Raw genomic sequence first — 25,674 nt, 5'->3', positions numbered from 1 at the left:
TTATTCAGCCGCCTCCAGAACCGCGCCGTGATCAAGCGCGCTCGCCGTATACTGGTCGATGCGCTTTTCGATCTCGGGACGGAAGTTACGGATCAGACCCTGCACCGGCCATGCGGCGGCGTCGCCGAGCGCGCAGATGGTGTGGCCTTCGATCTGCTTCGTCACCTGGAACAGCATGTCGATTTCGCGCTTCTGGGCATTGCCCTTGGCCATGCGCTCCATCACGCGCCACATCCAGCCCGTGCCTTCGCGGCAGGGCGTGCACTGGCCGCAGCTCTCATGCTTGAAGAAGGCGGAGATACGGGCGATCGCCTTGATGACGTCGGTGGACTTGTCCATGACGATCGCGGCCGCCGTACCGAAGGAAGAGCCGACGCCGCGCAGGCCGTCGAAATCCATCGGGCAATCGATGATGTCCTTGGCCGGAACGATCGGGCAGGATGCCCCGCCCGGAATGACGGCAAGCAGGTTGTCCCAGCCGCCGCGGATGCCGCCGGCATGGCGGTCGACCAGTTCGCGGAAGGTGATGCCCATTTCTTCTTCGACCGTGCACGGCTTGTTGACGTGGCCGGAGAGCATGAACAGCTTGGTGCCGACATTGTTCGGACGGCCGATGGCCGAGAACCAGCCGGCGCCGCGGCGCAGGATCGTCGGCGCAACAGCAATCGATTCGACGTTATTGACCGTCGTCGGGCAGCCGTAGAGGCCCATATTGGCCGGGAACGGCGGCTTCAGACGCGGCTGGCCCTTCTTGCCTTCGAGGCTTTCAAGCAGCGCGGTTTCCTCGCCGCAGATATAGGCGCCGGCGCCGTGATGGACGAAGATGTCCATGTCCCAGCCGAGCTTGTTGTTCTTGCCGAGCAGGCCGTAATCATAGCATTCGTCGATTGCCGCCTGGAGCGCCTCGCGCTCGCGAATATATTCGCCGCGCACATAGATATAAGCCGCATTGGCACCCATCGCGAAGCTCGCGACGACGCAGCCTTCGATCAGCGTATGCGGATCGTGGCGCATGATGTCGCGGTCCTTGCAGGTGCCGGGCTCGGATTCGTCGGCGTTGACGACGAGGTAATGCGGTCGGCCGTCACTTTCCTTCGGCATGAAGGACCATTTGAGGCCTGTCGGGAAGCCGGCGCCGCCGCGGCCGCGAAGGCCTGACGCCTTCATCTCGTTGATGATCCAGTCACGGCCCTTTTCGAGGATCTGCTTGGTACCGTCCCAGTGGCCGCGGCTCATCGCGCCCTTCAGGGACTTGTCCTTGAGGCCGTAGATGTTGGTAAAGATGCGGTCTTTATCTTGTAACATGCTTCACCTCTTACCGCGGCTTCTTGCCGAAGACCTTGATATATTCCGCTTCCCCGCCCTTGGCGAGCGCCTTGGCCTGCTTGACCCAGTCGTCGCGCTCGATGCGACCGCGGAAATTCAGATAGCCGTCGACCCATTCGCGTTCAGCCTTCTTCCAGGCCGCGACCTGCGCGAAGGTGAAGATGCCGATTTCGTTCAACGTCGCCTCGATTTTCGGGCCCACACCCGAGATCATCTTCAGATCATCCGGTGCGGCGGGCTTTTCGATGCCGGACGGACGGTTCTTGTCAGTCAGGGCAGGCTTTGCAGCCGGAGCAGCCTCAGCCTTTACGGCCGCTTTCGGCGCCGGTTCGGCGGCCGCAGTGCCTGATATCGGCTGCTGCTCGGCTGCCTTGGCGTTTTTCGCAGCCGCCTTCGGCGCCGTTGCCGGCGTCTTCAGAGCAGCATTGGTCTCGGCATCGGAGCTCTTCGGGCGGGCGGCCTCAGAGGGCGGAACCGGAGCGGCGTCGACCGGAGCCGACACGGTTTCGGCATCGGCCTTCTTGGCGCGCGCCCTCACCTTCGGCTCTTCGGTCGTCAGCGAGGTCAGGCCGCCTTCAGGCGCCGAAAACACCCGGTCGATCTGGGTGCCGGGCTTGATGCTGGCGCCATTGCCGGCGGCAAAGACGTCGATGATCTCTTCGAGACGCGCGGGCGTCAGGTCCTCATAAGTGTCCTTGCCGATCATTACCATCGGCGCATTGACGCAGGCCCCGAGACATTCGACCTCTTCCCAGGACAAGGTGCCTTCGGCATTACGCTCGAAGGCATGGGCATGGATCTTGCTCTTGCAGACCGACATCAGCGCTTCCGAGCCGCGCAGCATGCAGGGCGTCGTGCCGCAAACCTGCACATGGGCGCGCGTTCCCACCGGATGCAGCTGGAACTGCGTATAGAAGGTCGCCACCTCAAGCACGCGGATATAGGCCATATCAAGCATGTCGGCGATCTTTTCGATCGCCGCGCGCGTGACCCAGCCGTCCTGCTCCTGCGCCCGCATCAACAGCGGGATGACCGCCGATTGCTGGCGGCCGGCGGGGTATTTCTGGATCGTCTTGTCCGCCCAGACCGCATTCTCATCGCTGAAGGCGAATGCGGCAGGCTGGAGTTGATCTTCGGCTAATCGACGAACGGACATTCTTTCTCACGCCTTGTCAGTTTAGGGTTCCACACCGCGAAGCGGTCAAAGACTGCATTTCGCAGGCATAGGCCGACTGGTCTTTTTGCATAAACACTACGAATTTGCTGCCGTTCGGAATGGCAGCCTTGATCTGATAGCCCTTGGACAAAAGCTCGCCCATGGACGATTGCTGCGCCGGCGGCGTCTCTTCCTTATGGCCCAGCGGCGTGCCGAGGCTATCGGCCTCCTGGGCCGAAACCCCGGATGCCGAAAGAAGAATTGCGACGGCCAGCGGCAGAAGCTGCATCAGCGGTCCACCTCGCCGAAGACGATGTCGAGCGAGCCGAGAACGGCCGCGACGTCGGCAAGCTGATGGCCGCGGCACATGAAATCCATCGCCTGCAGATGGGCATAACCCGGCGCGCGGATCTTGCAGCGATAGGGCTTGTTGGTGCCGTCGGAGACGAGATAGACGCCGAACTCGCCCTTCGGCGCCTCGACGGCGGCATAAACCTCACCGGCCGGCACATGGTAGCCTTCGGTATAGAGTTTGAAGTGGTGGATCAGCGCTTCCATCGAGCGCTTCATCTCACCGCGCTTCGGCGGCACGACCTTGCCGTCGATCGACGAGAAAGGACCGGTCTTGGCATCCGAGAGCAGGCGATTGACGCATTGCTTCATGATACGGACGGATTCGCGCATCTCGATCATGCGGATCAGATAGCGGTCGTAATTGTCGCCGTTCTTGCCGATCGGGATGTCGAATTCGAGATCGGAATAACATTCATAGGGCTGGGCGCGACGCAGATCCCAGGCCGCACCCGAACCGCGCACCATGACGCCGGAGAAGCCCCAGGCCCAGCATTCCTCCAGCGAGACGACGCCGATATCGACGTTGCGCTGCTTGAAGATGCGGTTGCCGGTCAACAGGTTGTCGATGTCGTCGAGCGCCTTCAGGAACGGATCGCACCAATCGCCGATATCCTGCACGAGCTGTTCGGGCAGATCCTGGTGGACGCCACCCGGACGGAAATAGGCGGCGTGCATGCGCGAGCCGCTGGCGCGCTCATAGAACACCATCAACTTTTCACGCTCTTCGAAGCCCCAGAGCGGCGGCGTCAGCGCGCCGACGTCCATCGCCTGCGTCGTGACGTTCAGGAGGTGCGAAAGGATGCGGCCGATTTCCGAATATAGAACGCGGATCAGCTGACCGCGAATCGGGATCTCGATGCCGAGCAGCTTTTCGACGGCCATCGCATAGGCATGTTCCTGGTTCATCGGCGCGACGTAATCGAGGCGATCGAAATAGGGCACGGCCTGAAGATAGGTCTTGGTCTCGATCAGCTTCTCGGTGCCGCGATGCAAAAGGCCGATATGCGGATCGACACGCTCCACAATTTCGCCGTCAAGCTCCAGGACAAGACGAAGAACGCCGTGCGCCGCCGGATGCTGCGGTCCGAAGTTGATGTTGAAGTTGCGGACGTTGTGTTCGGTCATGCTGCGTGCTCCATAGCAAACGCGCGGGCAATTAGGCGAATAGCGAATAGCGAATAGCGAGTAGTTTCGTTCGGTCTCATTATTTCTCCTGGAGACTCCGTATTAGCGCTCGAATCATTCGTCCGATCTCGTCGCACTTTCCGGTCATCTGCCTGAACTCACTCTCGTCGATCAGGCCGATGCGATGAGAAATGAGCATATGCGTTTCCAATTCCTTCAACGAACCTTGAGAGATACGCAAAAACTGAATGAAACTTCCCGTGACCTCACGTCCGTGTCCTTCAGCGATATTGGCTGCGATCGAACTCGCCGCCCTGCGCATCTGAGCCGTCAGACCGTAAACCTCTCCTTGGGAAACTTTCTGGTCAGTTGATAACAATCCACCGCGAGATCGATCGCCATCTGCCAGACCTTAAGATCCTTGTACGAGTTTATCGTCTGCCCGCCCCTTACTATTCGCTATTCGCTACTCACTATTCGCCGTTACGGCTTCGCCTTTTCATCCCCAGGGAGAACATATTCAGTCCCCTCCCAAGGCGACATGAAGTCGAAATTGCGGAATTCCTGTTTCAGTTCCACTGGCTCGTAGACGACGCGCTTTGCCGCGTCGTCGTAGCGCACTTCGACGAAGCCGGTGGTCGGGAAGTCCTTGCGCAACGGATGGCCTTCGAAGCCGTAGTCGGTCAGGATGCGGCGCAGGTCCGGATGGCCGGTGAAGAGCACGCCGTACATGTCCCAGGTCTCGCGCTCGAACCAGTCGGCGCCCGGATAGACGGGGCAGGCCGACGGGACCGGCGTATCTTCATCCGTTGCGACCTTGACGCGGATGCGCAGGTTCTTCTTCGGCGACAGCAGGTGGTAGACGACGTCGAAACGCAGCTCGCGCTGCGGCCAGTCGACCCCGCAAATATCGATCAGGTTGACGAAACCGCATTTGGCGTCGTCGCGCAGGAAGGTCAGAAGTACGACCAGGTTTTCACCCGTCGTCGTCAGCGTCAGTTCGCCATACTTCATCTGCGATGCGGCGATCAGGTTGCCGCGCGCTTCGCCAAGGTAGGACGCAAGCTCAGTCAGGGCTTCACTCATATGCCTTGTCCTTAACCCTTAGCGTTCGATCGTTCCGGTACGCCGGATCTTCTTCTGCAGCAGAAGCACGCCGTAAAGCAGCGCCTCTGCCGTGGGGGGACAGCCCGGCACGTAGATGTCGATCGGCACGATGCGGTCACAGCCGCGCACCACCGAATAGGAATAGTGATAATAGCCGCCGCCATTGGCGCAGGAGCCCATCGAGATGACATAACGCGGCTCTGGCATCTGGTCGTAGACCTTGCGCAGAGCGGGCGCCATCTTGTTGGTCAGCGTGCCGGCGACGATCATCACGTCGGATTGGCGCGGCGAGGCGCGCGGCGCAAAGCCGAAGCGCTCGACGTCATAACGCGGCATCGACAGCTGCATCATTTCGACAGCGCAGCAGGCAAGACCGAAGGTCATCCACATCAACGAGCCGGTGCGGGCCCAGTTGATCAGCTCGTCGGTCGAGGTAACGAGGAAACCCTTGTCGGCAAGCTCATTGTTGATCTCGCCGAAAAATGGGTCGTTGCTGCCGATCGGCTTGCCGGTCGAGGGATCGATAATCCCCTTCGGCTGCTGGGCAACAAGCGGCTGATTGCTCACAGGGGCTACTCCCATTCCAGGGCTCCCTTCTTCCATTCATAGATAAAGCCGATGGTCAGCACGAGAAGGAAGACCATCATGGACCAGAAGCCGAACCAGCCGATGGCGCCGAAGGACACGGCCCAGGGGAAGAGGAAGGCGACTTCGAGGTCGAAGATGATGAAGAGGATCGACACGAGGTAGAAACGGATGTCGAACTTCATGCGGGCGTCGTCGAAAGCGTTGAAGCCGCATTCGTAAGCCGAGAGCTTTTCCGAATCAGGCGCTTTGAAAGCCACGGCGAACGGCGCAATGAGCAGCGCCAGGCCGATGACGAGCGCAATAGCAATGAAGATAGCGATCGGAATATAAGAACTGAGCAGTTCAGTCATCATGTTCATCCCTGCTTGCCGGTGACGCCAGGCGGCGCATTTGGGCAAATGCCCGGCAAGCGAACGTGCGTTGCAACAAGCCGTGGTTAGCGCAGCCGAGGCCCCGGCGCAAGACTTTTACAGAGGCAATTCGACGCGTGTCGCGCGGACATTATCAAGCAGATGCAACGATGTCGCGACAAATCCGTGCAGGCCGTTTGAACCTGCATGCCTGACCACTGGAAACTGCATGGCTTTCGGAAGAAATGGCGCGAGTGACGGGGCTCGAACCCGCGACCTCCGGCGTGACAGGCCGGCACTCTAACCGACTGAGCTACACCCGCGCATTGATCGGCCATTTTGCGGCCGCGAGGATGAAGTGAACCGGACAAACGACAAATCGCATTTGCGTTTTACAAGACTTGAAATGGCGCGAGTGACGGGGCTCGAACCCGCGACCTCCGGCGTGACAGGCCGGCACTCTAACCAACTGAGCTACACCCGCAATTCATTTCAAGCAGTCCGGATGCCCTAGCACCCTCTCCAAAACGGCTGCCCGTTTCGATGAGCGGCTAACTACGGGGTTCGCCTTTTAGTGTCAAGCAGGTTTGGAGACAAAACCATGACAGTCTGCGAATTGTTTCGGTGGGTTGGATGCCAGACGAACGAAAGTCGGCACTTCCGTCTTCCGCAGCGATGCTCAGGCGCAGACGCAGTGCCTTCGAAACAAGCCCTCCCCTCACTTTTCCACAGCCGCGCCGAGCCTGAGCGGCATTGCAAGACACGGGATCACCACCAAAAAAATCAAAAAATCTTCACAAACACTCTTGCGGTTTTGCCGCGATCCGCATAGATCACGGCCACCAACGCGGCAGGCCGATCCGGCTTCGTTTGCGATGGGCGATTAGCTCAGTTGGTAGAGCGCCTCGTTTACACCGAGGATGTCGGCGGTTCGAGTCCGTCATCGCCCACCATTCCAAACTTTCCCGCAGCTTGTTCATCAGAGTTAGGCTCCCGAATTAGCTCGCTAATCCGGTCACGATCTGCGCAAGGTGTTTTGTCAGGAGACACCTCATGAAAACCGTTGCCATTATCTCTGCGCTGCTTCTCGCCGGCGTGGCTGCGTCGCCGTCGATTGCCAAAGAGCCGGCGCTAGAGGTTTTTCTGTCTGCCGGGGACCAGACGATGACGACCTCGGGAGAAACCCCGGCGCGTGAAGCCAGCACCTATCTTCTCAGAATGCCGTCAGATCTGCCGATTAATTTTTCGGTCGATGCAGACAATTCAGCCTGCAGCCTGGAAATCAAGAAAACCAGCCAGCGCGGCGTCTTAAGCACAATCAGCCGATTCCCCGCGTCTTTCAAAGACAGCGGTCAAAGCGGCGACGAATATACGTTTTCGTTTTTCCAGAACCGCGTTTCGTTTATGAGCGGCGCCCGATGCGCCTTCTCATTTTCTCTGACGCAGATGTGACCATGTGCTTGGGGTGCCGGGCATGCCTTGCCGTCTGGCGGGGCGCTCATACCCACCAATTCATGCCTTCGCCAATTCCTTCTCCACCGCCGAAACCAGCCGCGAATCGTCGGCCGTCACATCGGGCGCGAATCGGGCGGCGACTTTGCCGTCGCGGCCGATCAGGAATTTTTCGAAGTTCCAGAGGATGTCGTCCTCATCGCTGCCTGTCATCCCGTGGGATTTCAGGCGTTCGCGCATCGGGCCGTCACCCGTCGTCGCGACACCCGACTTGGTCAATTGCCGGTAAAGCGGGTGCTGGGCCTCGCCCTTGACCGAAATCTTCGAGAAGATCGGGAAGGTGACGTCGTAGGTGCTGGTGCAGAAATCGAGGATCTCGGCGTCGGTGCCGGGCTCCTGGCCCTTGAAGTCGTTGGCGGGAAAGGCGGCGATGACGAAGCCGCGCTCGCGCTTTTCCCCATAGAGCTTTTCCAGCCCCTCATATTGGACTGTCAGCCCACATTTCGAGGCGACATTGACGACCAAGAGCACCCTGCCCTTGTATTCGTTGAGCGTGGTCTCACGACCATCCACTGTTTTGACCGGGATATCCAGCACATTGCCCGTCACGGGAACCTCCAATTTCGTAAGGATATGTTTCGCCAAGCTTAGCGATATCGCCGCAGTTGTCATCAGCGTCGGGATCAACTTGGCTTCCACAGGACGCCGGTGCGGCTTCCGGCCGCACCGGGCCTCAGCACCTCAGGCGGGAGACGTTTCCTTCACGTCGTCGAGCAGGAAGTGCACGACGAGATAATCCGTCTTGTAATGGCGGCCACTGTCCGACACGGAATCGACGCTGCCGCCGTCCTTCGGGTGCCAGGGATGATAGTGGGGGTTGGTGGTGATCAGCGTGATGGCCTTGCCATCTCTTTCGCCAAGCCGGAAGCGCATCTCGGCGAGCGGCCAGATCCGCTCGTAATCCTGCATGGTGATTCGCGCCTTCAGCGCCTTGCGCTGCAGCGGCGCTTCGCCGGCCTCGGCTGGTGTTTCCAACATCACCTCCTCAGCTCCGCTGATGATGGCGTTGAATTCTTCAGGCCACATGCGTCTCATGAAATCGCTCCTCCCGAGGCTTTTTCGTCAGTTCACAGATGGAACTTAGCGGTTTGTTCGAAAGAAGCAAATTCCTGTCATGCGGTTGTCATCGGTGCCGGCTGCTCCTACCTTCCCGTCAAACCGCATCTGGGCCGTCAGTCGCCCGCAATCCCGAGATCAGAGATGAAGACACGTGAAGAAAGGCAGGCGCTCCGGGCGAGCATGCCGCGCACCCCGCTCAGCGCCCATCATATGGAGAACGCCCGGCTGCTGCCGGATCGCGGCGAGCTGCTCTACCGGATTCCGAACGGCGGCATCGGCGTCGAGGTGGGAGCAGCCTTCGGCGAATATACGGCGGAGATCCTGGAAAAGAACCGCCCGGCGCAGCTCTACCTCATCGATCCCTGGTCGATGGACCGCTACAGCTCCGGGCTCGATGCGATCCACACAAATTTCGCGGCCGAGATCGAGGCCGGCCGGCTGCACCTGATGCAGGGCACATCGCTCGAGAAGCTTGCCGAATTCGAGGACGATTTCCTCGACTGGGCCTATATCGATACCGATCATTCCTTCGAGCTCACCTGGCAGGAACTCCTGCTCTGCGAAAAGAAGGTGAAGCGGACGGGGCGCATTGCCGGGCATGATTTCTGCACCGGCAATACGGTCAAGCCGATCGTCTATGGCGTCGTCGAGGCGGTTACCAAATTCTGCAAGGATTACGGCTGGCAATTCGAGTTCCTGACGGTCGAATCGCATGCACATTTTTCCTATTGCCTGAAGCGGCTCTGATCAGCTTTACACCTTGCCGGAATATTGCTCGTCGCTGACCTTTTCCATCCAGTCGACGTGATTGCCGTCCAGCGCCTCATGAATGGCGATGTGCGTCATCGCCGTATCCGGGGCAGCACCATGCCAATGTTTTTCGCCCGGCGCGAACCAGACGGTATCTCCGGCGCGGATCTCGCGGATGTCCCCACCCCAACTTTGAGCGAGGCCCTTGCCTGATGTCACGATCAGCGTCTGGCCGAGCGGATGCGTATGCCAGGCCGTGCGGGCGCCGGGTTCGAAGGTGACGGAGACCGCCCTGGCCCGTGCGGGTGCTGGCGTTTCCATCAGCGGATCCTGGCGAACGGCGCCGGTGAAATAGTCGGCCGGTGGCTTCGTCGAGGGGCGAGAGCCGACGGGTTTGATCTCCATGATCTTTCCTTTTCCATCCATACGGTTGAAGCCTTGTGGCAGAACGATATTTCATCGGGGCGACCAATCAAAGCCGGATCGACAATTGCCGCGGACTGACCCGACTGATAATTCCAACACCTTTCATCACCTACGGAGGATTTTTCATGAAACACCATGCTTTTGGCCGCATGCCCTTCACCGTCACCAATGTCGGCTTCGGCGCATGGCAGATCGGCGGCTCCTGGGGTGATATCAGCGAGGCGGACGGACGCGCGGCGTTGAATGCCGCGCTCGATGCCGGCATGACATTCATCGATACGGCGGATGTCTATGGCGACGGCCGCTCGGAAAAGATCATCGCCGACGTGCTGAAGACGCGTGGCAGCGAACGGCCGATGGTTGCCACCAAGGCCGGCCGCCGCCTCAACCCGCATGTCGCCGAAGGCTACACAAAGGCTAATCTCGCAGGCTTTATCGACCGCAGCCTGGCGAATCTTGCCGTCGACAGCCTCGACCTCGTGCAACTCCACTGCCCGCCGCGCGACGCGCTTTACCAGCCTGAGATCTTCGAGAGCCTGAACGCGCTGCAGAAGGCCGGCAAGATCAAGGGTTACGGCGTCAGCGTCGAAAAGGTCGAAGACGGGCTGAAGGCGATCGAATATCCCGGCGTCGTCAGCATCCAGATCATCTACAACATCTTCCGCCAGCGCCCCGACCACCTCTTCTTCCAGGAAGCGCGCCGCAGGAATGTGGCGATCATCGCCCGTGTGCCGCTCGCCAGCGGTCTTCTCTCCGGCAAGATCACCCGGGACACACATTTTGCCAGCGACGACCACCGCAATTTCAACCGCAACGGCGAGGCCTTCGATGTCGGCGAGACCTTTGCCGGCGTTCCCTTCGAGGCCGGCCTGCAGGCGGTGGAAGAGGTGCGCAAGCTGGTGCCCGAGGGCACGACGATGGCTGCCTTCGCGCTCCGCTGGATTCTGATGAGCGACGCTGTCACCGTCGTCATCCCCGGCGCCCGCAATGCCGAGCAGGCCAGGGCCAACGCGGCTGCCGCCGACCTTGCGCCGCTGTCAGCCGATGTCATGGCGGCAACGCGCGAGATCTATGAGCGGCTGATCGCGCCGCATGTGCACCAGCGCTGGTAGGCCATCGATATTCCAAAATGCAAATGGCCGAAAGGCAAAATGGCCGGGTTGTCGCCCGGCCATTTTTCTGTCGTGTAACTATCAGAAGCTCAGTTCGTGGCGGTCAGGTCGACCGGGAAGAACAGGGTCTCGCCGGAGGAGTCGCTGACGCCGTCATTGTCGGTGACCGCGTAGGGCTTGCCCGACGCGTCGAAAGTGAAGCCTTCGAGCTTGTCCAGCACATAGCCGTTGGTGGCAGACTTCAGCTCACCGAGGAAGTCATGGGCTTCGGTTTTCTTGACGACCGGCAGCTCGGCTCCGAGCTTGGCGGGCTTCAGGTCCGAAATCCAGACCTTGTAAAGCTTCTTCAGCCTGGCGGCATCGCCGACGAGGTTGTCGCGCTCGATGATGTAGACACTGTCGCCCTGTACCGAGATCTCGGACAGGCCGACCCAGCCGCTTTCCGTCTTGTCGAGCGGATAGCGAACGGCACCCCATTCCTTCTTCTTCGGATTGTAGGAGACGAGCTTGACGAAGCCCTTCTCGTCGTCGCTCCACTCGCGCTGGACGGCCATCCACAGCGTGGTGTCGTCGCCGGTGCCGACAATTGTCACGCCTTCGAAGCCGTAGCGGATTTCGTTGGCGACGAGCTCCTTCGGCAGGGCGATCTCAGCCTTGATGTCGCCTTTGGCATTGACATTGTAGAGGGCGTGCGGAACGAGACGCTCACTGTAGCCTTCCGAGGCGAGCCAGAAAGAGCCATCGGCGGCAGCCGCAATGCCTTCGATGTCGAGCTTCTGGGCCGGGGTGCCGTCACGTTTGACGACGAGGGCGTCGGTGATGACGGCCGGCTTCTTGCTGGCATCGATCGTGTAGATCGTCGGCTGCGAGCCGAGAACGCTGTCGCTGACGGCGTAGAGCATGCCCGGCTTGCCCGGAACGGCGGCGAGACCCGAAAGGGCTGCGAAGCCGATCGGATTGCCGTCCTTCTCGGCGGAGACGATCTGCGGATAGGCCTTCTCGCCTTCCGAGCGCTCGTAGATCATCACATGCGAGCGCGCGCCGCCGTCCTTGCCGAGATCGACCTCGTTGGCGGTCGCAAAGAGATTGCGGGCGGGAATGGCGATCGCGCCTTCCGGCGAAATGCCGGACGGCAGCAGCTGGACGAGTTCTGGATCGGCGCCGGTATCCTTAAAGACGCCGACGACCGAGGCGCGCTCAGCAAGCAGGAAGAAGTATTGGTCGTCGCCGAACTTGGCGGCTTCGAGGCCTTCCGGCTCGACGCCCTTCGATCCCGAGCGGCTTTCCGGATAGTGGCCGATATGGGCGACGGCGCGTTCGAAGGATGCGCCCGATTCGTAGAGAAGCTTGCCCGTCTTGTCGAAAATGGTAAAGCCGCGCGAGCCGCCCTGGTAGTCGCCTTCATTGGCGACGACGAGGCGGTTGTCGTCCAGCCACTTCACGGCGTCGGGCTCGCGCAGTACGCCCTTGGCTTCGCCTGAGAATTTCAGGGCGCCGTCACGCTTGGTATCGATGCCGGTGAGATCGACGCTGCCGGCGGTAAAATGCGTCTTCACCTCGGCCGTATTGGCGTCGATGATGACGATCTCGTTGTTTTCCTGCAGCGTCAGGGCAATCTCGTTCAGGCCGTTGAAGGCGACGAATTCCGGTTCCGGATCCTCCGGGGCGACGCCGGTAAGCCCGGTCAGAGCCACGTGCTTGATAGTGCCGCAATCGACGGTGCCGTTCTTGACCTGGAAGACGACGAGGTCGCCGGCCGGCATCTGCGGGATCTTTCCGTCATTGACGTCTTCGTCGCGCTCGTTTTCGATTGCGATGGTGCCGAGCGTCTTGTCCTTGTTGAGGGCGATCGAATCCGGCTGGCCGCCGAGATCGCAAGTGTTCTCGATCTTCTTGGTCGCCACGTCGACGATGGCGAGACGGCCCGAGGGCTTGGCCTTGCTTTCGGAGGTGTTGACGGCAACGAGCGCCTTGCCGGCGCTGGAGGTGACCGAAGTCGGCTCGCCGTCCATCATCAGCGCGCCGCCGGCCTTCGGGGCCTTGGCATCGGTAATGTCGATAAAGCCGATCGCGCCGAGCGGGCTGTCGCTATAGATCAGCGTGTTGCCGTCGTCGGTCGCGGTGATGATCTCGGCGGAACTCACCGAAAGCTTGTCCCTATCAACAGGCAGGTTCTCTGCGACCGGGAAGGAAGCGATGCGGTTGAAAACCGGCTCGGCCGCGGCCGGGAACGCTACGGATGCGAGAAGCACGGCAGCAAGCGCTGCCTTGCGCGATGAAATTGTCATGAAATCCCCCATGTGTCGAACATTCGAAACAGGAGTTTTCTGCGCGCGCGGCATGACAGAGGCATGACAGATGCGGCATTTTGCACCTGATCACGTCAGGCTGGTTTGCGCTCCCGGCGCATCTCGTTTCGCATGATGAACAGCGAAGCAGACAGGATGAGAGCCGCTCCCAGCCAGAGGTAGCCCGCCGGCGCATAACCGAAGAACAGCCAACCGGCCAGCACGTTCAACGGCAGTTTCAGATCGTCGAACGGCTGGACGTAGGCGGCATCCGCTGCGGCGTAGGCAAGCGTCAGCAAATACTGCGCTACGGCAGTCAGCAGCCCCGCCAGCAGGAACAGGGCAAGGGTTGCGCCCGTCGGCACTGCAAAGCCTGCCGCAAGCGCCAGCCCGCCATTTATCGGCGTCAGCAGAACGAGCAGCCAGACGGTGATCGTCTCCGGCCGTTCGATGCCCGTCAGGCTCTTGGTGATCAGCGACGAGCCGCCCCACAGCAGCGCCGAAAACACAGGCAAGAGAGCCGCCCAGCCAAAACCATCAGACCATGGCTGCAGAATGATCATCGCTCCGGTGAAACCCGTCGCCGTCGCTGCCCAGCGGGCCGGGCCGACGCGCTCACCGAGGAAAAGCCGGGCGCCCAGAATGATGAATAAGGGCGAGGTCATCACCAGTGCGATCGCCTGCCAGATCGGCACCGCGGCAAGGCCGGCGACCCAGGCCTCGACGCCGAGCGCGGCAAGCGCGACGCGCGCGAGGTGACGCCAGGGATAGTGTGTGCGCATCGCTGCGAGGCCGAGCCTCTTCAGGAACGGCAGCGAAAACAGGAAGGCGAAGCCATATTGCCAGAAGGCAGCCGATGCCGAGGGAAAGGCAAGCTTCATCGTCAGCCATTGGGTGACGATGTTGAGAAGCGAAAAGGCAATGCCGGCAAGGACCATCCAGAGGGCGCCGACAACGGCGCGGGGCGGCTCGACTGCAAGGGAATTCTGATTCATGTCTTTCATCCGCGACCAGGGACCAACATAAATCAGGACGCATGAGGCACGAACACGAACGACATGGCGGATCCCCACCCTCTCGCACGACCGACACTCATTCTCTTCCATCCGGACTTTAACCGTCGGCTCCGGAATCGCACCGGATCTGCTGACCCCTCCCCCGCTTGGACACGAGGAAAGGCGCTCGCGGGCTCGAGCCGAAACCCTTACCGCCGGTGGGGAGTTTCACCCCGCCCTGAGGACAGAAACGTCGTAGATCAAAGCTCGGGCGACGGCAAGGCTCGCCAAAGCAAAGGGGTCCGGCAAAGCCGAACCCCTCTCAAATCCTGCACAACCGGTCTCGTTTCCGGCTGGTGGATAATCTCAGATCAGCCGTTGACGGCGTCCTTCAGGCCCTTGCCGGGCGTGAATTTCGGCACGTTGCGAGCCGGAATGTCGACTTCAGCGCCCGTCGACGGGTTACGGCCCTTCGATGCGGCACGATGAGAAACGGTGAAGCTGCCGAAACCCGCGAGGCGGATGTCGCCCTTGTTCTTGAGTTCAGCCTGGACAACGTCAAAAACCGCGTCAACAGCGGAAGCCGCGTCAGACTTCGTCAGTCCTGCCTTTTCGGCTACTGCGGACACGAGTTCATTCTTGTTCATGTTTCCACCCCTTTCTAAATGGTATGAAACGACTCAAAAGTAAGCTAGGCGCAGAATAGGTTTCATCAGGCCCGCCGAAAACCCAAAAGCCCTGCAAATCAAGGAAAAGCAAGCGTCTACATGACGTTTTCACAAAAAAGGCTGGCGTTTCCGCCAGCCTTTTTGCGTGTTTTGGGCCAATTGGGCATAAATGTGGCAAAGGCCACTCAATGCGCTATGGTTGCGCCTGTCTCATCGAGGCCTTCGACCGTTGCGATGACCGGCGTTTCCACCGTGCCGTCCCATTCGATCGGCTCCGGCCGCCGGATCAGCGCATGCTTGATCACCTCGCCCATGCGGGATACCGGGATGATCTCCATGTTGTTCTTCACGTTATCGGGAATCTCCGCCAGATCCTTGGCGTTTTCTTCCGGAATCAGCACCTTCTTGATGCCGCCGCGAAGCGCTGCGAGCAGCTTTTCCTTGAGACCGCCGATCGGCAGCACACGGCCGCGAAGGGTGATTTCACCGGTCATGGCCACATGCCTGTCCACCGGGATGCCGGTCATGATCGAGACGATCGCGGTTGCCATGGCGACGCCGGCCGAGGGGCCATCCTTCGGCGTCGCGCCTTCCGGCACGTGCACGTGGATGTCGCTCTTGTCGAAGCGCGGCGGCTCGACGCCGAAATCGACAGCGCGCGAGCGGACATAGGAAGCCGCTGCCGAGATCGATTCCTTCATGACTTCCTTCAGATTGCCGGTGACCGTCATGCGGCCCTTGCCCGGCATCATCACGCCTTCGATGGTCAGCAGCTCGCCGCCGACTTCCGTCCAGGCAAGACCGGTCACGACGCCGACCTGATCCTCGCCCTCTGCTTCGCCATGGCGGAAGCGCGGGACGCCCAGATAGTCGGAGATGTTGGCCGCCGTCACGTGAACGGACTTCGTCTTGCCCTTGATGATCTCGGTGACCGCCTTGCGGGCGAGTTTCATCAGTTCGCGTTCGAAGTTGCGGACGCCGGCTTCGCGGGTGTATTGCTGGCTGATCGCCATCAGGGCGTCGTCGCTGACCGAGAATTCTTCCGGCTGCAACGCATGTTCCTTGATGGCCTTCGGCAGCAGGTGCCGCTTGGCGATTTCGCGCTTTTCATCCTCGGTGTAGCCGGCGATACGGATGATCTCCATGCGGTCCATCAGAGGCGCTGGAATATTCAGCGTATTCGCCGTCGTGATGAACATCACATCCGACAGGTCGTATTCGACTTCCAGATAGTGGTCCATGAAGGTCATGTTCTGGGCCGGATCGAGCACTTCGAGCAGGGCCGAGGACGGATCGCCGCGATAGTCCTGGCCGAGCTTGTCGATCTCGTCGAGCAGGAAGAGCGGGTTGGACTTCTTCGCCTTCTTCATCGACTGGATGACCTTGCCGGGCATCGAGCCGATATAGGTGCGGCGGTGACCGCGGATTTCGGCTTCGTCGCGAACGCCGCCAAGCGCCATGCGGACATACTCACGGCCGGTCGCCTTGGCGATCGACTGGGCGAGCGAGGTCTTGCCGACACCCGGAGGACCGACGAGGCAGAGGATCGGGCCCTTGATCTTGGTGGCACGGGCCTGCACGGCCAGATATTCGACGATGCGCTCCTTGACCTTGTCGAGACCGAAGTGATCGGCTTCGAGGATCTTCTCGGCATTGTTGAGATCGGCCTTGATCTTCGACTTCTTGCCCCAGGGAATGCCGAGCAGCCAGTCCAGATAATTGCGCACGACGGTGGCTTCCGCCGACATCGGGCTCATCTGGCGCAGCTTCTTCAGCTCCGCATCGGCCTTTTCACGGGCTTCCTTGGACAGCTTTGTCTTGGAGATGCGCTCTTCCAGTTCGCTCATCTCGTCGCGGCCTTCCTCGCCGTCGCCGAGTTCCTTCTGGATCGCCTTCATCTGTTCATTGAGGTAATACTCGCGCTGGGTCTTCTCCATCTGGCGCTTGACGCGCGAGCGGATGCGCTTTTCGACCTGCAGGACCGAGATCTCGCCTTCCATGAAGCCGAGGGCCTTTTCGAGGCGCTGCTTGACGCTGGTGGTCTCCAGCATCTCCTGCTTCTCGGTGATCTTGATCGACAGATGCGAGGCGACCGTATCGGCGAGCTTGGAATAGTCGTCGATCTGGCTGGCGGCGCCGACCACTTCGGGCGAAATCTTCTTGTTGAGCTTCACGTAGCTCTCGAATTCGGAGACGACCGAACGCGACAAGGCTTCCAGTTCGACCGGATCGTCATGCGGCTCCTCGAGCACATGGCCGAGCGCCTCATAGAAATCCTCGCGGCTGGTATAGGTGTCGATTTCGGCGCGGGCGCGGCCTTCGACGAGAACCTTCACGGTGCCGTCGGGCAGCTTCAGGAGCTGCAGCACGTTCGCCACGGTGCCGACATTGTGGATCGCGGAAGGATCCGGATCGTCGTCGCTGGCGTTGATCTGCGTCACCAGCATGATCTGCTTGTCGGAACCCATGACCTCTTCGAGCGCACGGATCGACTTTTCCCGTCCGACGAACAGCGGCACGATCATATGCGGGAAAACCACGATGTCGCGCAGGGGCAGAACAGGGTAGGCAGTGCTGCTCGCTACAGACGTTTTCTTCGTCATTTTATGTCCTTTCCATCGTCCCGTTGCCGGGCTCTCTGCGCGGCCGCTTGGGACCGGCCGGCACTCTCACTTGTTGCTACAAGTGGAGGTTCTGACTACGCTTTTCAAGCCACGCTAACGCCCGCGTCCCTCGGATGTGACAGCTTTATTACAACGGAACACCAACACTATGAAGCGCGTGGCTGGACCGGCGCTTACCACTTCCGACCCGGCTAAAATACAAACGCCAGCAAGAGGCTTACGGAATCATTGCATCATTGCCAAGCACGATCCCTTGCGCAACATCGGCAAAGGCAATTTCGTTCCCCCGGGCAAATACTAACAGCGCCTCGCATGTTTTTTCAAATAGAAAGGGGCCTGCCTATGGCAAGCCCCCAAAATAATCACGCGAAAACCGCAAAGGTCACGCCGAAGCGTTGGCTTTTTCTTCCTGGCGATCGGCATAGATGTAAAGCGGACGGGCCGAACCGCGCACCACTTCCTCGGAGATGACGACCTCGCGCACGCCTTCCAGGGTCGGCAGTTCGAACATCGTGTCGAGCAGGATCTTCTCCATGATCGAGCGAAGGCCGCGGGCGCCGGTCTTGCGCACGATCGCCTTGCGGGCGATTTCGCGAAGAGCGTCCTCGTGGAAGTTCAGCTCCACGTCTTCCATCTCGAACAGGCGCTGATACTGCTTGATCAGCGCGTTCTTCGGCTCGGACAGGATCTGGATCAGCGCGTCCTCGTCGAGGTCCTCGAGCGTCGCCAGAACCGGCAAGCGGCCGATGAACTCAGGGATCAGGCCGAACTTGACCAGATCTTCAGGCTCCAGTTCGCGCAGAACCTCGCCGACGCGGCGGTCATCCTGCGACTTGACGCTAGCGCCAAAGCCGATCGAGGTCTTCTCGCCACGGGCAGAGATGATCTTGTCGAGGCCGGCAAAAGCGCCGCCGCAGATGAACAGGATGTTCGTCGTGTCGACCTGGAGGAATTCCTGCTGCGGGTGCTTGCGGCCGCCCTGCGGCGGAACGGAAGCGACCGTGCCTTCCATGATCTTCAGCAGCGCCTGCTGCACGCCCTCGCCCGAGACGTCACGGGTAATCGACGGGTTGTCGGACTTGCGCGAAATCTTGTCGACTTCGTCGATGTAGACGATGCCGCGCTGTGCACGCTCGACGTTATAGTCGGCCGACTGCAGCAGCTTCAGGATGATGTTTTCGACATCCTCGCCGACATAACCGGCCTCGGTCAGCGTCGTCGCATCGGCCATGGTGAAGGGAACGTCGATGATGCGCGCGAGCGTCTGAGCAAGATAGGTCTTGCCGCAGCCGGTCGGACCGACGAGCATGATGTTCGACTTCGCCAGCTCGACTTCGCCGTTCTTGGAGGCGTGCGCCAGGCGCTTGTAATGGTTGTGAACGGCAACCGACAGGATCTTCTTCGCCTGCCGCTGGCCGATGACATATTCGTCGAGGACCTTGATGATGTCCTGGGGCGTCGGAACGCCGTCGCGGGACTTGACCATCGAGGACTTGTTTTCCTCACGGATGATGTCCATGCACAATTCGACGCATTCATCGCAGATGAAGACGGTCGGTCCGGCAATCAGTTTCCGGACTTCGTGCTGGCTCTTTCCGCAGAACGAACAATAAAGAGTGTTCTTGGAGTCGCCGCCGTTGCTGCCGCTGACCTTGCTCATATCACTTTCCTTCCAGCACGCCGCATTTCAAGGCGAAATCGCGGTCCACTCTATCAGCTCCTGGCGGCACTCCGTTTCCGGAGCCTTTGCCGAGAAGGGCTTCAGGGGCTACGAACCGGAGCCAACCAATCATGTCCTGGCCCCGGCGGCAACGAATTCCCCTTCGAATGCCGAATGCTATGTCATAAAAATTCAACATAGCATTAATAGTTACTATTAGCGTCTTCGTCGCCGGATGAAAGCCCTTGTTCAATCACAAATGGGATAGAACTGTGGCGAGGAAAACACCATCCCTATTAATTACTAGCCTGCTCGCCTTCCATTTCGAGGCGCGACGTCAGAACCTTGTCGATCACGCCCCAGCTCTGGGCTTCGTCCGCATCCATGAAATGGTCACGATCGAGCGTCTTTTCAACTTCCTCATAGGTCCGGCCCGTGTGCTTGACGTAGACCTCGTTCAGGCGGCGCTTCATCTTGAGGATGTCGCGGGCATGACGCTCGATGTCCGAAGCCTGGCCCTGGAAGCCGCCCGAAGGCTGGTGCACCATGATGCGGGAATTCGGCGTGGCAAAGCGCATGTCCTTGTGGCCGGCCGCCAGCAGCAGCGAGCCCATGGACGCAGCCTGGCCGATGCAGAGTGTCGAAACCGCGGGCTTGATGAACTGCATCGTATCGTAGATCGCCATGCCGGCGGTGACGACGCCACCGGGCGAATTGATGTAGAGGGCGATTTCCTTCTTCGGGTTTTCGGCCTCGAGGAAAAGCAGCTGGGCGCAGACGAGCGTCGCCATATGGTCCTCGACAGTACCTGTCAGGAAGATGATGCGTTCCTTCAACAGGCGGGAATAGATGTCGTAGGAGCGTTCACCGCGGTTGGTCTGTTCCACGACCATCGGAACCAGGGCCATTGCGGTATCGACTGGGTTTCTCATGTGCGTCCTTTGTCAACGTCTCGCCGGCCGGCGCCGGGAATCAAAGAAAAAATGTCTTACCCCTACATAGAGTGTCCCGGCCCTCCTCTTCAAGACACGCATGAGGATAACGTTAAGAAGACGGGGCCAGGCGGCTAAGCTCCTTCTTTTCATGCATGTCGTTATCCCGGAACCGCTGCACACTTCCGGGCGACATGCATTGAGCCTCTTTCCCTCAAACGCCTGTTAACGGGGAGACCTTGGCTACGGTCTCCCCGGCTTTTCTCCATGACAGGATGAAGGAAGGCTTACTCTATTCGACTGTGCTCATACACGTTTACCCAACGGAAAGCCTATCGGCAGATATCGGCCTGAAACAATGCCGCAGCGCAGCGACATTAAGGAAGTGGCGAGCTTCCTCGGCAAGGATGTGAACGGACAGACAAGGGGTCGCTGCCGTGTTCAGTATTGCTACAGGTCTCGCCATCTGGTGTTCCGAGGCCATGACGCTCGCTTTGGTGCTGTTCGTCGCCTGGCGCCACAACGTCAGGAACGAGGCCTATCTCTATTGGGGCTTGGGCTTCCTGCTGACCGGCATTGGCTTTGCGATGATCGCGTTGCGCGGCGAAATCCCCAGCGTGCTTTCCACAGAGGCGGGCAATGCCATCGCCCTGCTCGGCCAGAGCGCCTGGGTGGCAGGTTTTCTGGCACTCGACCGCAAGCGGATCGAATGGTGGGCACTGCTGCCGCCGGCAATCTGGCTCGCCGGTGTCTTCCTGCCCTGGGTCAACAGCGATTATTCAAACCGGGTGGTGCTCTACAACCTTGCTTCGGCGACGGGTGCGACGGCACTCGCCATGGCGGTCGCCGCCGGCGACATGCGCCGTGAGCCTACCCGCATCAAGCTGATGGGTGTGTTCGTCCTCCAGGGCTGCCTGTGCTTCGGCTCGGCGCTGACGATGGCATTGACGATGCCAAGCGATGTCGAGGCGACAAATCTCGGCGGCGCTTCCGCCATGGCCACCGCCTTCCTGCTGACCATCGCTTTCGCGTTCACCTGCCGGCTGATCATGGAGCGCTCCGAACGACACCTGCGGGCCCTCACCCTGACCGACTCGCTGACCGGCGTGCTCAACCGCCGTGGCCTGCTCGGCTATTTCGACGGCATTCAGGAGAGAGCTCATAACGAGCAGCGCCAGGTTGCGGTCATTCTCTTCGATCTCGACCATTTCAAGCGCGTCAACGACCATTTCGGCCACCAGTCCGGCGATGCCGTGCTGACCGCCTTTGCGCGCATGGCCCGCCAGTATATTCCGAACAACATCTTCGGCCGCATGGGCGGCGAGGAATTCGCCGCATTCGCCACCGTCGCGGACCAGACGGAAGCCGAGGCGATCGCCGAAGCGATCCGCACCGAATTCTGCCGTCTTCCCGTCAGCACCGGCGAAGCGATCGTTCCGGTCACAGTCAGCATCGGTATCGCGCTTGCCTCCTCGATCGAAGCCAATATCGACAAGCTGATCTCGGCCGCCGACCGGGCGCTCTATGCGGCGAAGGCCGCCGGCCGCAACTGCACGGTCACCTTCGGCGAAGCGGAGGCCGCAGCCCCTGCACCAGCCACGCCGAACAGCACTGCCGGCGAACTCGTACCGACGGTCGACGATCAGGTCGAAGCGCTCAGACGCATGGGCACGCTGTCGCGGGCCGGGTAGTCCGAGATCCCTGCCCCGCATCTTTCCGAGGTCCGGCAAATCCGCTAAGCCTCGGAGCATGATGATCCCATCCTTTCTCTCAATCGACCGCGCCAGCCGCCATGTCTCGCTAGATGGCCGCAACCCGGCCTTCTACGGCAACCCAAATGCCGTCTATGCCGCACTTCACGCCCATTGCCCGACCTTCTACTGGAGCGAGCAGAAGCAGTGGTTCTTCACAGGTTACGACCATGTGAACGGACTGCTGCGCGACCGGCGCTTCGGCCGGCAGATCCTGCATATCGCCAGCCGAGAGGAGCTCTGCCTTGCCGAGCCGATGCCGCATCTTGCCAGTTTCGATCTCTCGGAACGTTATTCCCTGCTCGAACTCGAACCGCCGGAGCACACGCGGCTCCGCACGCTCGTCAACCGCGCCTTCGTGTCCCGTCATGTCGAGAAGATGAAACCGGATCTTGCCGAACTCGCCAACCGGCTGATCGACGGCTTCGCGGAGAGGCGTGAGGTCGAGCTGCTCTCGGCCTTTGCCGACATCATCCCGGTGACGATGATCGCGCGGATGATCGGCATTCCCGAGGAGATGGGGCCGCAGCTGCTCGCCTGGTCGCACGCCTATGTCCGCATGTACATGTTCGGCCGTACGCGCGAGCAGGAGGAAGAGGCCGAACGGGCGGCCAAGGAATTTTCCGACTACGTCAAGACGGTCATCACGGAACGCCGTGCCGAACCGCGCGACGACCTGCTGACCCACATGATCCATACCGAGCATAAGGGCCAGTATCTGACCGAGGAGGAGCTCGTCTCGACGACGATCGTGCTGCTCAATGCCGGGCATGAGGCGACCGTGCACCAGATCGGCAACTCCGTGCGCACTATCCTCGACAGCGGCTGCGATCCGGCGAAACTCTTCCGGGACGAGGCAACGACGGAGCGCACCGTCGAGGAAACCCTGCGCATCTGCGCGCCTGTCCACATCTTCCAGCGCTGGGCCCTGGAGCCGGCCGAAATCGACGGAGTCTCCTTCAAGCGCGGCGACAAGGTCAGCCTAATCCTCGCCGCCGCCAATCTCGATCCGGCGAAATTCACCGATCCCCTCACCTTCAAGCCCGACCGCAACGAGGCGGCAAACCTCTCCTTCGGCGCCGGCATCCATTTCTGCATTGGCGCGCCGCTGGCGCGGCTGGAGCTCAACGTCGTGCTGCCGATCCTGTTCGAACGGCTTGCCGGCCTGAGGCTGGCGAAGACGCCGGTGGTCAAGGACGTCTACCATTTCCACGGGCTGGATCGGCTGGATCTGCAATGGTGATCCGTCCTCTGAGCTGGGCAATGTCTGGAATGCAGGCGAGCAGTTCGATCGCGCCACCGATCGGTCCGCGCAGCCAGCGCGGCGCCATTTCGGTGACGAGACGGCGATGCCGAGGCTGATCAGAACGCCAGCGGATTGCTGCGCGACCGGATCCCATTCTTTACCCGTAGAGGAAGCCGAAGCCGAAGGTCCGGAAGGCGACCGCCGCGCCCCCAACCATGGAAATCGTAGCGGCGAGCAGAGCCGCTAGAAAAAGCAGCCCACAGCCGAAAACTATCCAATGGAAATACGGTCGCCGCCGATAACGATCCGTCAATACCGAGCCTATGCCACGATGTTGGCGGCATCACGCGGCTGACTCTTCTTCCAGCTTGCTGGATATGTCGTGTGCCGACATGGGTTTTCCCATCAGATAGCCTTGAAGCTGATCGCAGCCGGCGTCGCGCAAGATCGCCGCCTGGCGGGTAGTCTCGATACCTTCCGCGGTAACGGGAATTCGTAGCGCGGTCGCGAGCGAGATGGTTGCCCGGAGAACATCAGCGCCATTTGCGCCTTCGTCGAGGGCCGACACGAGTGAACGGTCGATCTTCATGCGATCAAACCCAAACTGCCGCAATGCACCGATGCTGGCATAGCCGCAGCCAAAATCATCAAGAGCAAACTTTATGCCGACGCGCTTGAGCTGGTCTATCGACCGCCGGGCCTGGTCCGGATTTGTCATCAGAACGCCTTCGGTGATCTCCAATGTCAGGCGGTTGGGATTGAAATCGAGCTCCTGCAGGACAGAGATCACTTCGGCGGCAAATTCCGGATTGCAGAGCTGGATTGGCGAAACGTTCACCGACAATGCCAGATCGGGCCAGCTCTTGGCGTGCTCGATCGATGTTCTCAGCATATGAACGCCGAGCGCATCGATGAGGCCGCACCTCTCGGCAAGAGGGATGAAAATCTCCGGGCTGATGTTTCCCGTTGCAGTTCGCCAGCGCGCCAGTGCTTCAAGACCAGTCACAGCGCCGGTCGAAGCGGAGACGAGAGGTTGGAAAACGGCTTCGATTGCGCCACTGCTGATGGCATTCTTCAACAGGCCTTCAAGTTCGGCGATCCGTATGCGTTCCCGGTCCAATTCGGGGTCGTATTCGATCGCCTGGCCTTTGCCATTTGCCTTGGCACGATAGAGGGCCATGTCGGCTCTGCGGAGAAGCTCCAAGGGCGGGACGTCTTCGTCGCGAGCAGCAGCTCCGATGCTTGCGCCAACTTCGATCGTTCGACCGTCGATTTTGAAGGGCTCGGCAAACAGCGCCAGAATCCTCTTTTCCATATCTCCGCACGTGGCAGAACCGACGTGCACCAGCGCAAATTCGTCGCCCCCGAGCCGCGCTGCGGCAATGATTTCGGGGTGGCAAGCCGTCAGCGCCTTCGAGACCAGCCGGATCAAGTCGTCCCCCACCGCATGCCCCCAGGCATCATTGACGGCCTTGAAGCCATCAAGGTCGACCAGATAAAGCCGAGGTGGCGAAGAGGCCGAATTTTCCAGCTCTTCCAGCAGGTTGAGAAGCCCATGTCTGTTCAACAGGCCGCTCAGGCTATCGTGTTCGGCTTCGAAAAGCGCTGCTTGTGCCAATTGGCGCAAGCGCCGCGCTTCGGATGCACCAACCAGCAAAACGCCGATCAGGAACAGCGTGAGGATCACGATAGCGGCTGCAACATAGGGGTAGACCTGATCAAACACGGCGCTTCCCGGCGCTTTGCTGGGCCAGACGAGATAGCCGATGACGGTTCCATTCACGTCGGTGATCGGCGTGTTCAGGGATTCCGGCTTGGGCGTCGTCTCGAGGCTCAGCCCCTCGAGTTCGTGGTCATTGGAAAGCGTATCGAGAACCTCCGACGTAAACTCCTTGTAGAAACTCAGCACGCTGAACTTCGGAAGCTTGGGGGCGTCATCGAAAGGCTGGATCGCCTGCGAGGCGATCAGCGCTATACCGCTTTCGGTCTTGATGAAATTGACCACCGGCGCCTTCGCCGGAGCTGCAGCCGCATTGATCTGCTGATAAAAGACGCCGCCAAAAAACGTGCCCGGCTGGAAGGGCTTGCCTTTGGCATAGGCCGAGACGATCGAAGACCGGTCAGGGCCGGTTACGATCGCGCCGTCATAAAGCGCATAATCCTCGCTGGTTTTTCCCCAATTCTCATAGGCCCAATCCGCAGCGGCCGGAGATGAGACAGCACTATAGGCATCGTCCCATATGGCATTGTCCGTCGTTGTCCCGCTCAAGCGACCCACAAAGGCAGCGACCGCCGCACGGGCGGCGCGACTGGCCCTGGCATCGTCGATCTCGTTCACTGAGCGGGTCATTGTGACGACGACATGTGCCATCAGGCCGGTCAGCACGAGGGCGACGACAAGGAAAAAGACCGTTGTCGCGATGATGGAAGACGTCTGGGTTCGAACGTACCTACCTGCAAGATTCGACGACATGCCAATTCCGGAATGATTAATTGCAAGGCCATGTCTGTGAGACCGCAGGAGACATCATGTCCGCAATGCGCTGCAGATAAGGCTTAGCATGTGTCGATGTAGGCACGATTAATGGGATTGGTTAAAAACATTCGATCCGGCACAAAGGCCGCAGCACCGCCTTGCCTGTTTG

Annotated in this window: 22 protein-coding genes, 3 tRNA genes, 1 pseudogene and 1 riboswitch; of the genes and pseudogenes, 6 read left to right on the top strand and 20 right to left on the bottom strand. The window is 60.2% G+C overall.

Going from position 1 to position 25,674, the window contains the following annotated elements:
• The 10 genes and pseudogenes from nuoF to V8P77_RS23650 all read right to left on the bottom strand — a co-directional run bounded on the left by nuoF (position 1) and on the right by V8P77_RS23650 (position 6,490).
• Positions 1-1,305, bottom strand: coding sequence for an NADH-quinone oxidoreductase subunit NuoF (nuoF, locus tag V8P77_RS23695; protein ID WP_003558451.1), 1,305 nt, complete (start codon positions 1,303-1,305; stop codon positions 1-3).
• Positions 1,306-1,315: 10 nt separating this feature from the next.
• Positions 1,316-2,482, bottom strand: a complete 1,167-nt coding sequence (locus V8P77_RS23690; RefSeq protein ID WP_335914505.1) for an NADH-quinone oxidoreductase subunit E — start codon at positions 2,480-2,482, stop codon at positions 1,316-1,318.
• A gap of 16 nt (positions 2,483-2,498) precedes the next feature.
• Complete coding sequence (locus V8P77_RS23685; protein ID WP_003558449.1) at positions 2,499-2,771, bottom strand: hypothetical protein; 273 nt, start codon at positions 2,769-2,771, stop codon at positions 2,499-2,501.
• Positions 2,771-3,961, bottom strand: a complete 1,191-nt coding sequence (locus V8P77_RS23680) for an NADH-quinone oxidoreductase subunit D (protein ID WP_335914504.1) — start codon at positions 3,959-3,961, stop codon at positions 2,771-2,773. Before V8P77_RS23680 ends, V8P77_RS23685 begins: the two co-directional genes overlap by 1 nt.
• Before the next feature lie 79 nt (positions 3,962-4,040).
• A pseudogene (locus V8P77_RS23675) lies at positions 4,041-4,363 on the bottom strand (four helix bundle protein).
• 81 nt (positions 4,364-4,444) lie between these two features.
• Positions 4,445-5,047 carry an NADH-quinone oxidoreductase subunit C gene (locus tag V8P77_RS23670; protein ID WP_335914503.1) on the bottom strand — a complete coding sequence of 201 codons (603 nt, stop codon included), beginning with the start codon at positions 5,045-5,047 and terminating at the stop codon, positions 4,445-4,447.
• A gap of 18 nt (positions 5,048-5,065) precedes the next feature.
• Positions 5,066-5,650 (bottom strand): NuoB/complex I 20 kDa subunit family protein, encoded by a 585-nt coding sequence (locus tag V8P77_RS23665; RefSeq protein ID WP_003547368.1) that lies wholly within the window; start codon positions 5,648-5,650, stop codon positions 5,066-5,068.
• A complete protein-coding gene (locus V8P77_RS23660; RefSeq protein ID WP_010055493.1) occupies positions 5,641-6,006 on the bottom strand; it encodes an NADH-quinone oxidoreductase subunit A in 366 nt (121 codons plus the stop codon). The genes V8P77_RS23665 and V8P77_RS23660 overlap by 10 nt, the downstream gene beginning before the upstream one ends.
• A gap of 246 nt (positions 6,007-6,252) precedes the next feature.
• A tRNA-Asp gene (locus tag V8P77_RS23655) sits at positions 6,253-6,329 on the bottom strand.
• An 84-nt stretch (positions 6,330-6,413) separates the two neighbouring features.
• A tRNA-Asp gene (locus V8P77_RS23650) sits at positions 6,414-6,490 on the bottom strand.
• Positions 6,491-6,883: 393 nt separating this feature from the next.
• Between V8P77_RS23650 and V8P77_RS23645 the strand changes: the two genes are divergently transcribed.
• Both V8P77_RS23645 and V8P77_RS23640 read left to right on the top strand, forming a co-directional pair.
• A tRNA-Val gene (locus tag V8P77_RS23645) sits at positions 6,884-6,959 on the top strand.
• A gap of 100 nt (positions 6,960-7,059) precedes the next feature.
• Positions 7,060-7,458: a hypothetical protein gene (locus tag V8P77_RS23640; protein WP_017959934.1), complete on the top strand. Its 399-nt coding sequence runs from the start codon at positions 7,060-7,062 to the stop codon at positions 7,456-7,458.
• Positions 7,459-7,518: 60 nt separating this feature from the next.
• Here V8P77_RS23640 and V8P77_RS23635 read toward each other — a convergent pair whose 3' ends face one another.
• Both V8P77_RS23635 and V8P77_RS23630 read right to left on the bottom strand, forming a co-directional pair.
• The gene (locus V8P77_RS23635) at positions 7,519-8,067 is read right to left on the bottom strand and encodes a glutathione peroxidase (protein WP_164045936.1); all 549 of its coding nucleotides are present in this window, start codon (positions 8,065-8,067) and stop codon (positions 7,519-7,521) included.
• A 132-nt stretch (positions 8,068-8,199) separates the two neighbouring features.
• Complete coding sequence (locus V8P77_RS23630; RefSeq protein WP_003547358.1) at positions 8,200-8,553, bottom strand: hypothetical protein; 354 nt, start codon at positions 8,551-8,553, stop codon at positions 8,200-8,202.
• 165 nt (positions 8,554-8,718) lie between these two features.
• Here V8P77_RS23630 and V8P77_RS23625 point away from each other — a divergent pair, with 165 nt between their 5' ends.
• A complete protein-coding gene (locus V8P77_RS23625; RefSeq protein ID WP_180693229.1) occupies positions 8,719-9,324 on the top strand; it encodes a class I SAM-dependent methyltransferase in 606 nt (201 codons plus the stop codon).
• Between the two features lie 6 nt (positions 9,325-9,330).
• Here V8P77_RS23625 and V8P77_RS23620 read toward each other — a convergent pair whose 3' ends face one another.
• Positions 9,331-9,732, bottom strand: a complete 402-nt coding sequence (locus V8P77_RS23620; RefSeq protein ID WP_027665358.1) for a (R)-mandelonitrile lyase — start codon at positions 9,730-9,732, stop codon at positions 9,331-9,333.
• Between the two features lie 146 nt (positions 9,733-9,878).
• Between V8P77_RS23620 and V8P77_RS23615 the strand changes: the two genes are divergently transcribed.
• The gene (locus tag V8P77_RS23615) at positions 9,879-10,865 is read left to right on the top strand and encodes an aldo/keto reductase (protein WP_335914502.1); all 987 of its coding nucleotides are present in this window, start codon (positions 9,879-9,881) and stop codon (positions 10,863-10,865) included.
• Between the two features lie 89 nt (positions 10,866-10,954).
• Here the strand turns inward: V8P77_RS23615 and V8P77_RS23610 are convergent, their stop codons facing one another.
• The 6 genes from V8P77_RS23610 to clpP all read right to left on the bottom strand — a co-directional run bounded on the left by V8P77_RS23610 (position 10,955) and on the right by clpP (position 20,032).
• Positions 10,955-13,165 carry an esterase-like activity of phytase family protein gene (locus V8P77_RS23610; RefSeq protein ID WP_335914501.1) on the bottom strand — a complete coding sequence of 737 codons (2,211 nt, stop codon included), beginning with the start codon at positions 13,163-13,165 and terminating at the stop codon, positions 10,955-10,957.
• 83 nt (positions 13,166-13,248) lie between these two features.
• Complete coding sequence (gene ribN / locus V8P77_RS23605; protein ID WP_444965442.1) at positions 13,249-14,157, bottom strand: riboflavin transporter RibN; 909 nt, start codon at positions 14,155-14,157, stop codon at positions 13,249-13,251.
• An 86-nt stretch (positions 14,158-14,243) separates the two neighbouring features.
• Positions 14,244-14,398: riboswitch (FMN riboswitch) on the bottom strand.
• Between the two features lie 121 nt (positions 14,399-14,519).
• Entirely contained in the window at positions 14,520-14,795 is a 276-nt protein-coding gene (gene hupB, locus V8P77_RS23600) for a DNA-binding protein HupB (protein ID WP_003547346.1), read from the bottom strand.
• 206 nt (positions 14,796-15,001) lie between these two features.
• On the bottom strand, positions 15,002-17,419 hold the full coding sequence (gene lon, locus V8P77_RS23595; protein WP_335914499.1) for an endopeptidase La: 2,418 nt from the start codon (positions 17,417-17,419) through the stop codon (positions 15,002-15,004).
• Between the two features lie 403 nt (positions 17,420-17,822).
• Positions 17,823-19,100, bottom strand: a complete 1,278-nt coding sequence (clpX, locus tag V8P77_RS23590) for an ATP-dependent Clp protease ATP-binding subunit ClpX (protein ID WP_003547337.1) — start codon at positions 19,098-19,100, stop codon at positions 17,823-17,825.
• A gap of 296 nt (positions 19,101-19,396) precedes the next feature.
• Complete coding sequence (clpP, locus tag V8P77_RS23585; protein ID WP_335914498.1) at positions 19,397-20,032, bottom strand: ATP-dependent Clp endopeptidase proteolytic subunit ClpP; 636 nt, start codon at positions 20,030-20,032, stop codon at positions 19,397-19,399.
• A 437-nt stretch (positions 20,033-20,469) separates the two neighbouring features.
• On the opposite strand from clpP, the gene V8P77_RS23580 reads away from it, so the two are divergent.
• Both V8P77_RS23580 and V8P77_RS23575 read left to right on the top strand, forming a co-directional pair.
• On the top strand, positions 20,470-21,723 hold the full coding sequence (locus tag V8P77_RS23580) for a sensor domain-containing diguanylate cyclase (protein WP_335914497.1): 1,254 nt from the start codon (positions 20,470-20,472) through the stop codon (positions 21,721-21,723).
• A gap of 58 nt (positions 21,724-21,781) precedes the next feature.
• Positions 21,782-23,026, top strand: a complete 1,245-nt coding sequence (locus tag V8P77_RS23575) for a cytochrome P450 (RefSeq protein WP_335914496.1) — start codon at positions 21,782-21,784, stop codon at positions 23,024-23,026.
• 346 nt (positions 23,027-23,372) lie between these two features.
• Here the strand turns inward: V8P77_RS23575 and V8P77_RS23570 are convergent, their stop codons facing one another.
• Positions 23,373-25,502, bottom strand: coding sequence for a bifunctional diguanylate cyclase/phosphodiesterase (locus V8P77_RS23570; RefSeq protein WP_335914495.1), 2,130 nt, complete (start codon positions 25,500-25,502; stop codon positions 23,373-23,375).
• Positions 25,503-25,674 lie beyond the last annotated feature (172 nt).

This window comes from Rhizobium aouanii, assembly GCF_037002925.1.
Lineage (GTDB): Bacteria > Pseudomonadota > Alphaproteobacteria > Rhizobiales > Rhizobiaceae > Rhizobium > Rhizobium aouanii.
The sequence above is the reverse complement of the archived record's forward strand: the minus strand, read 5'-3'. Positions and strand labels throughout refer to the sequence as shown.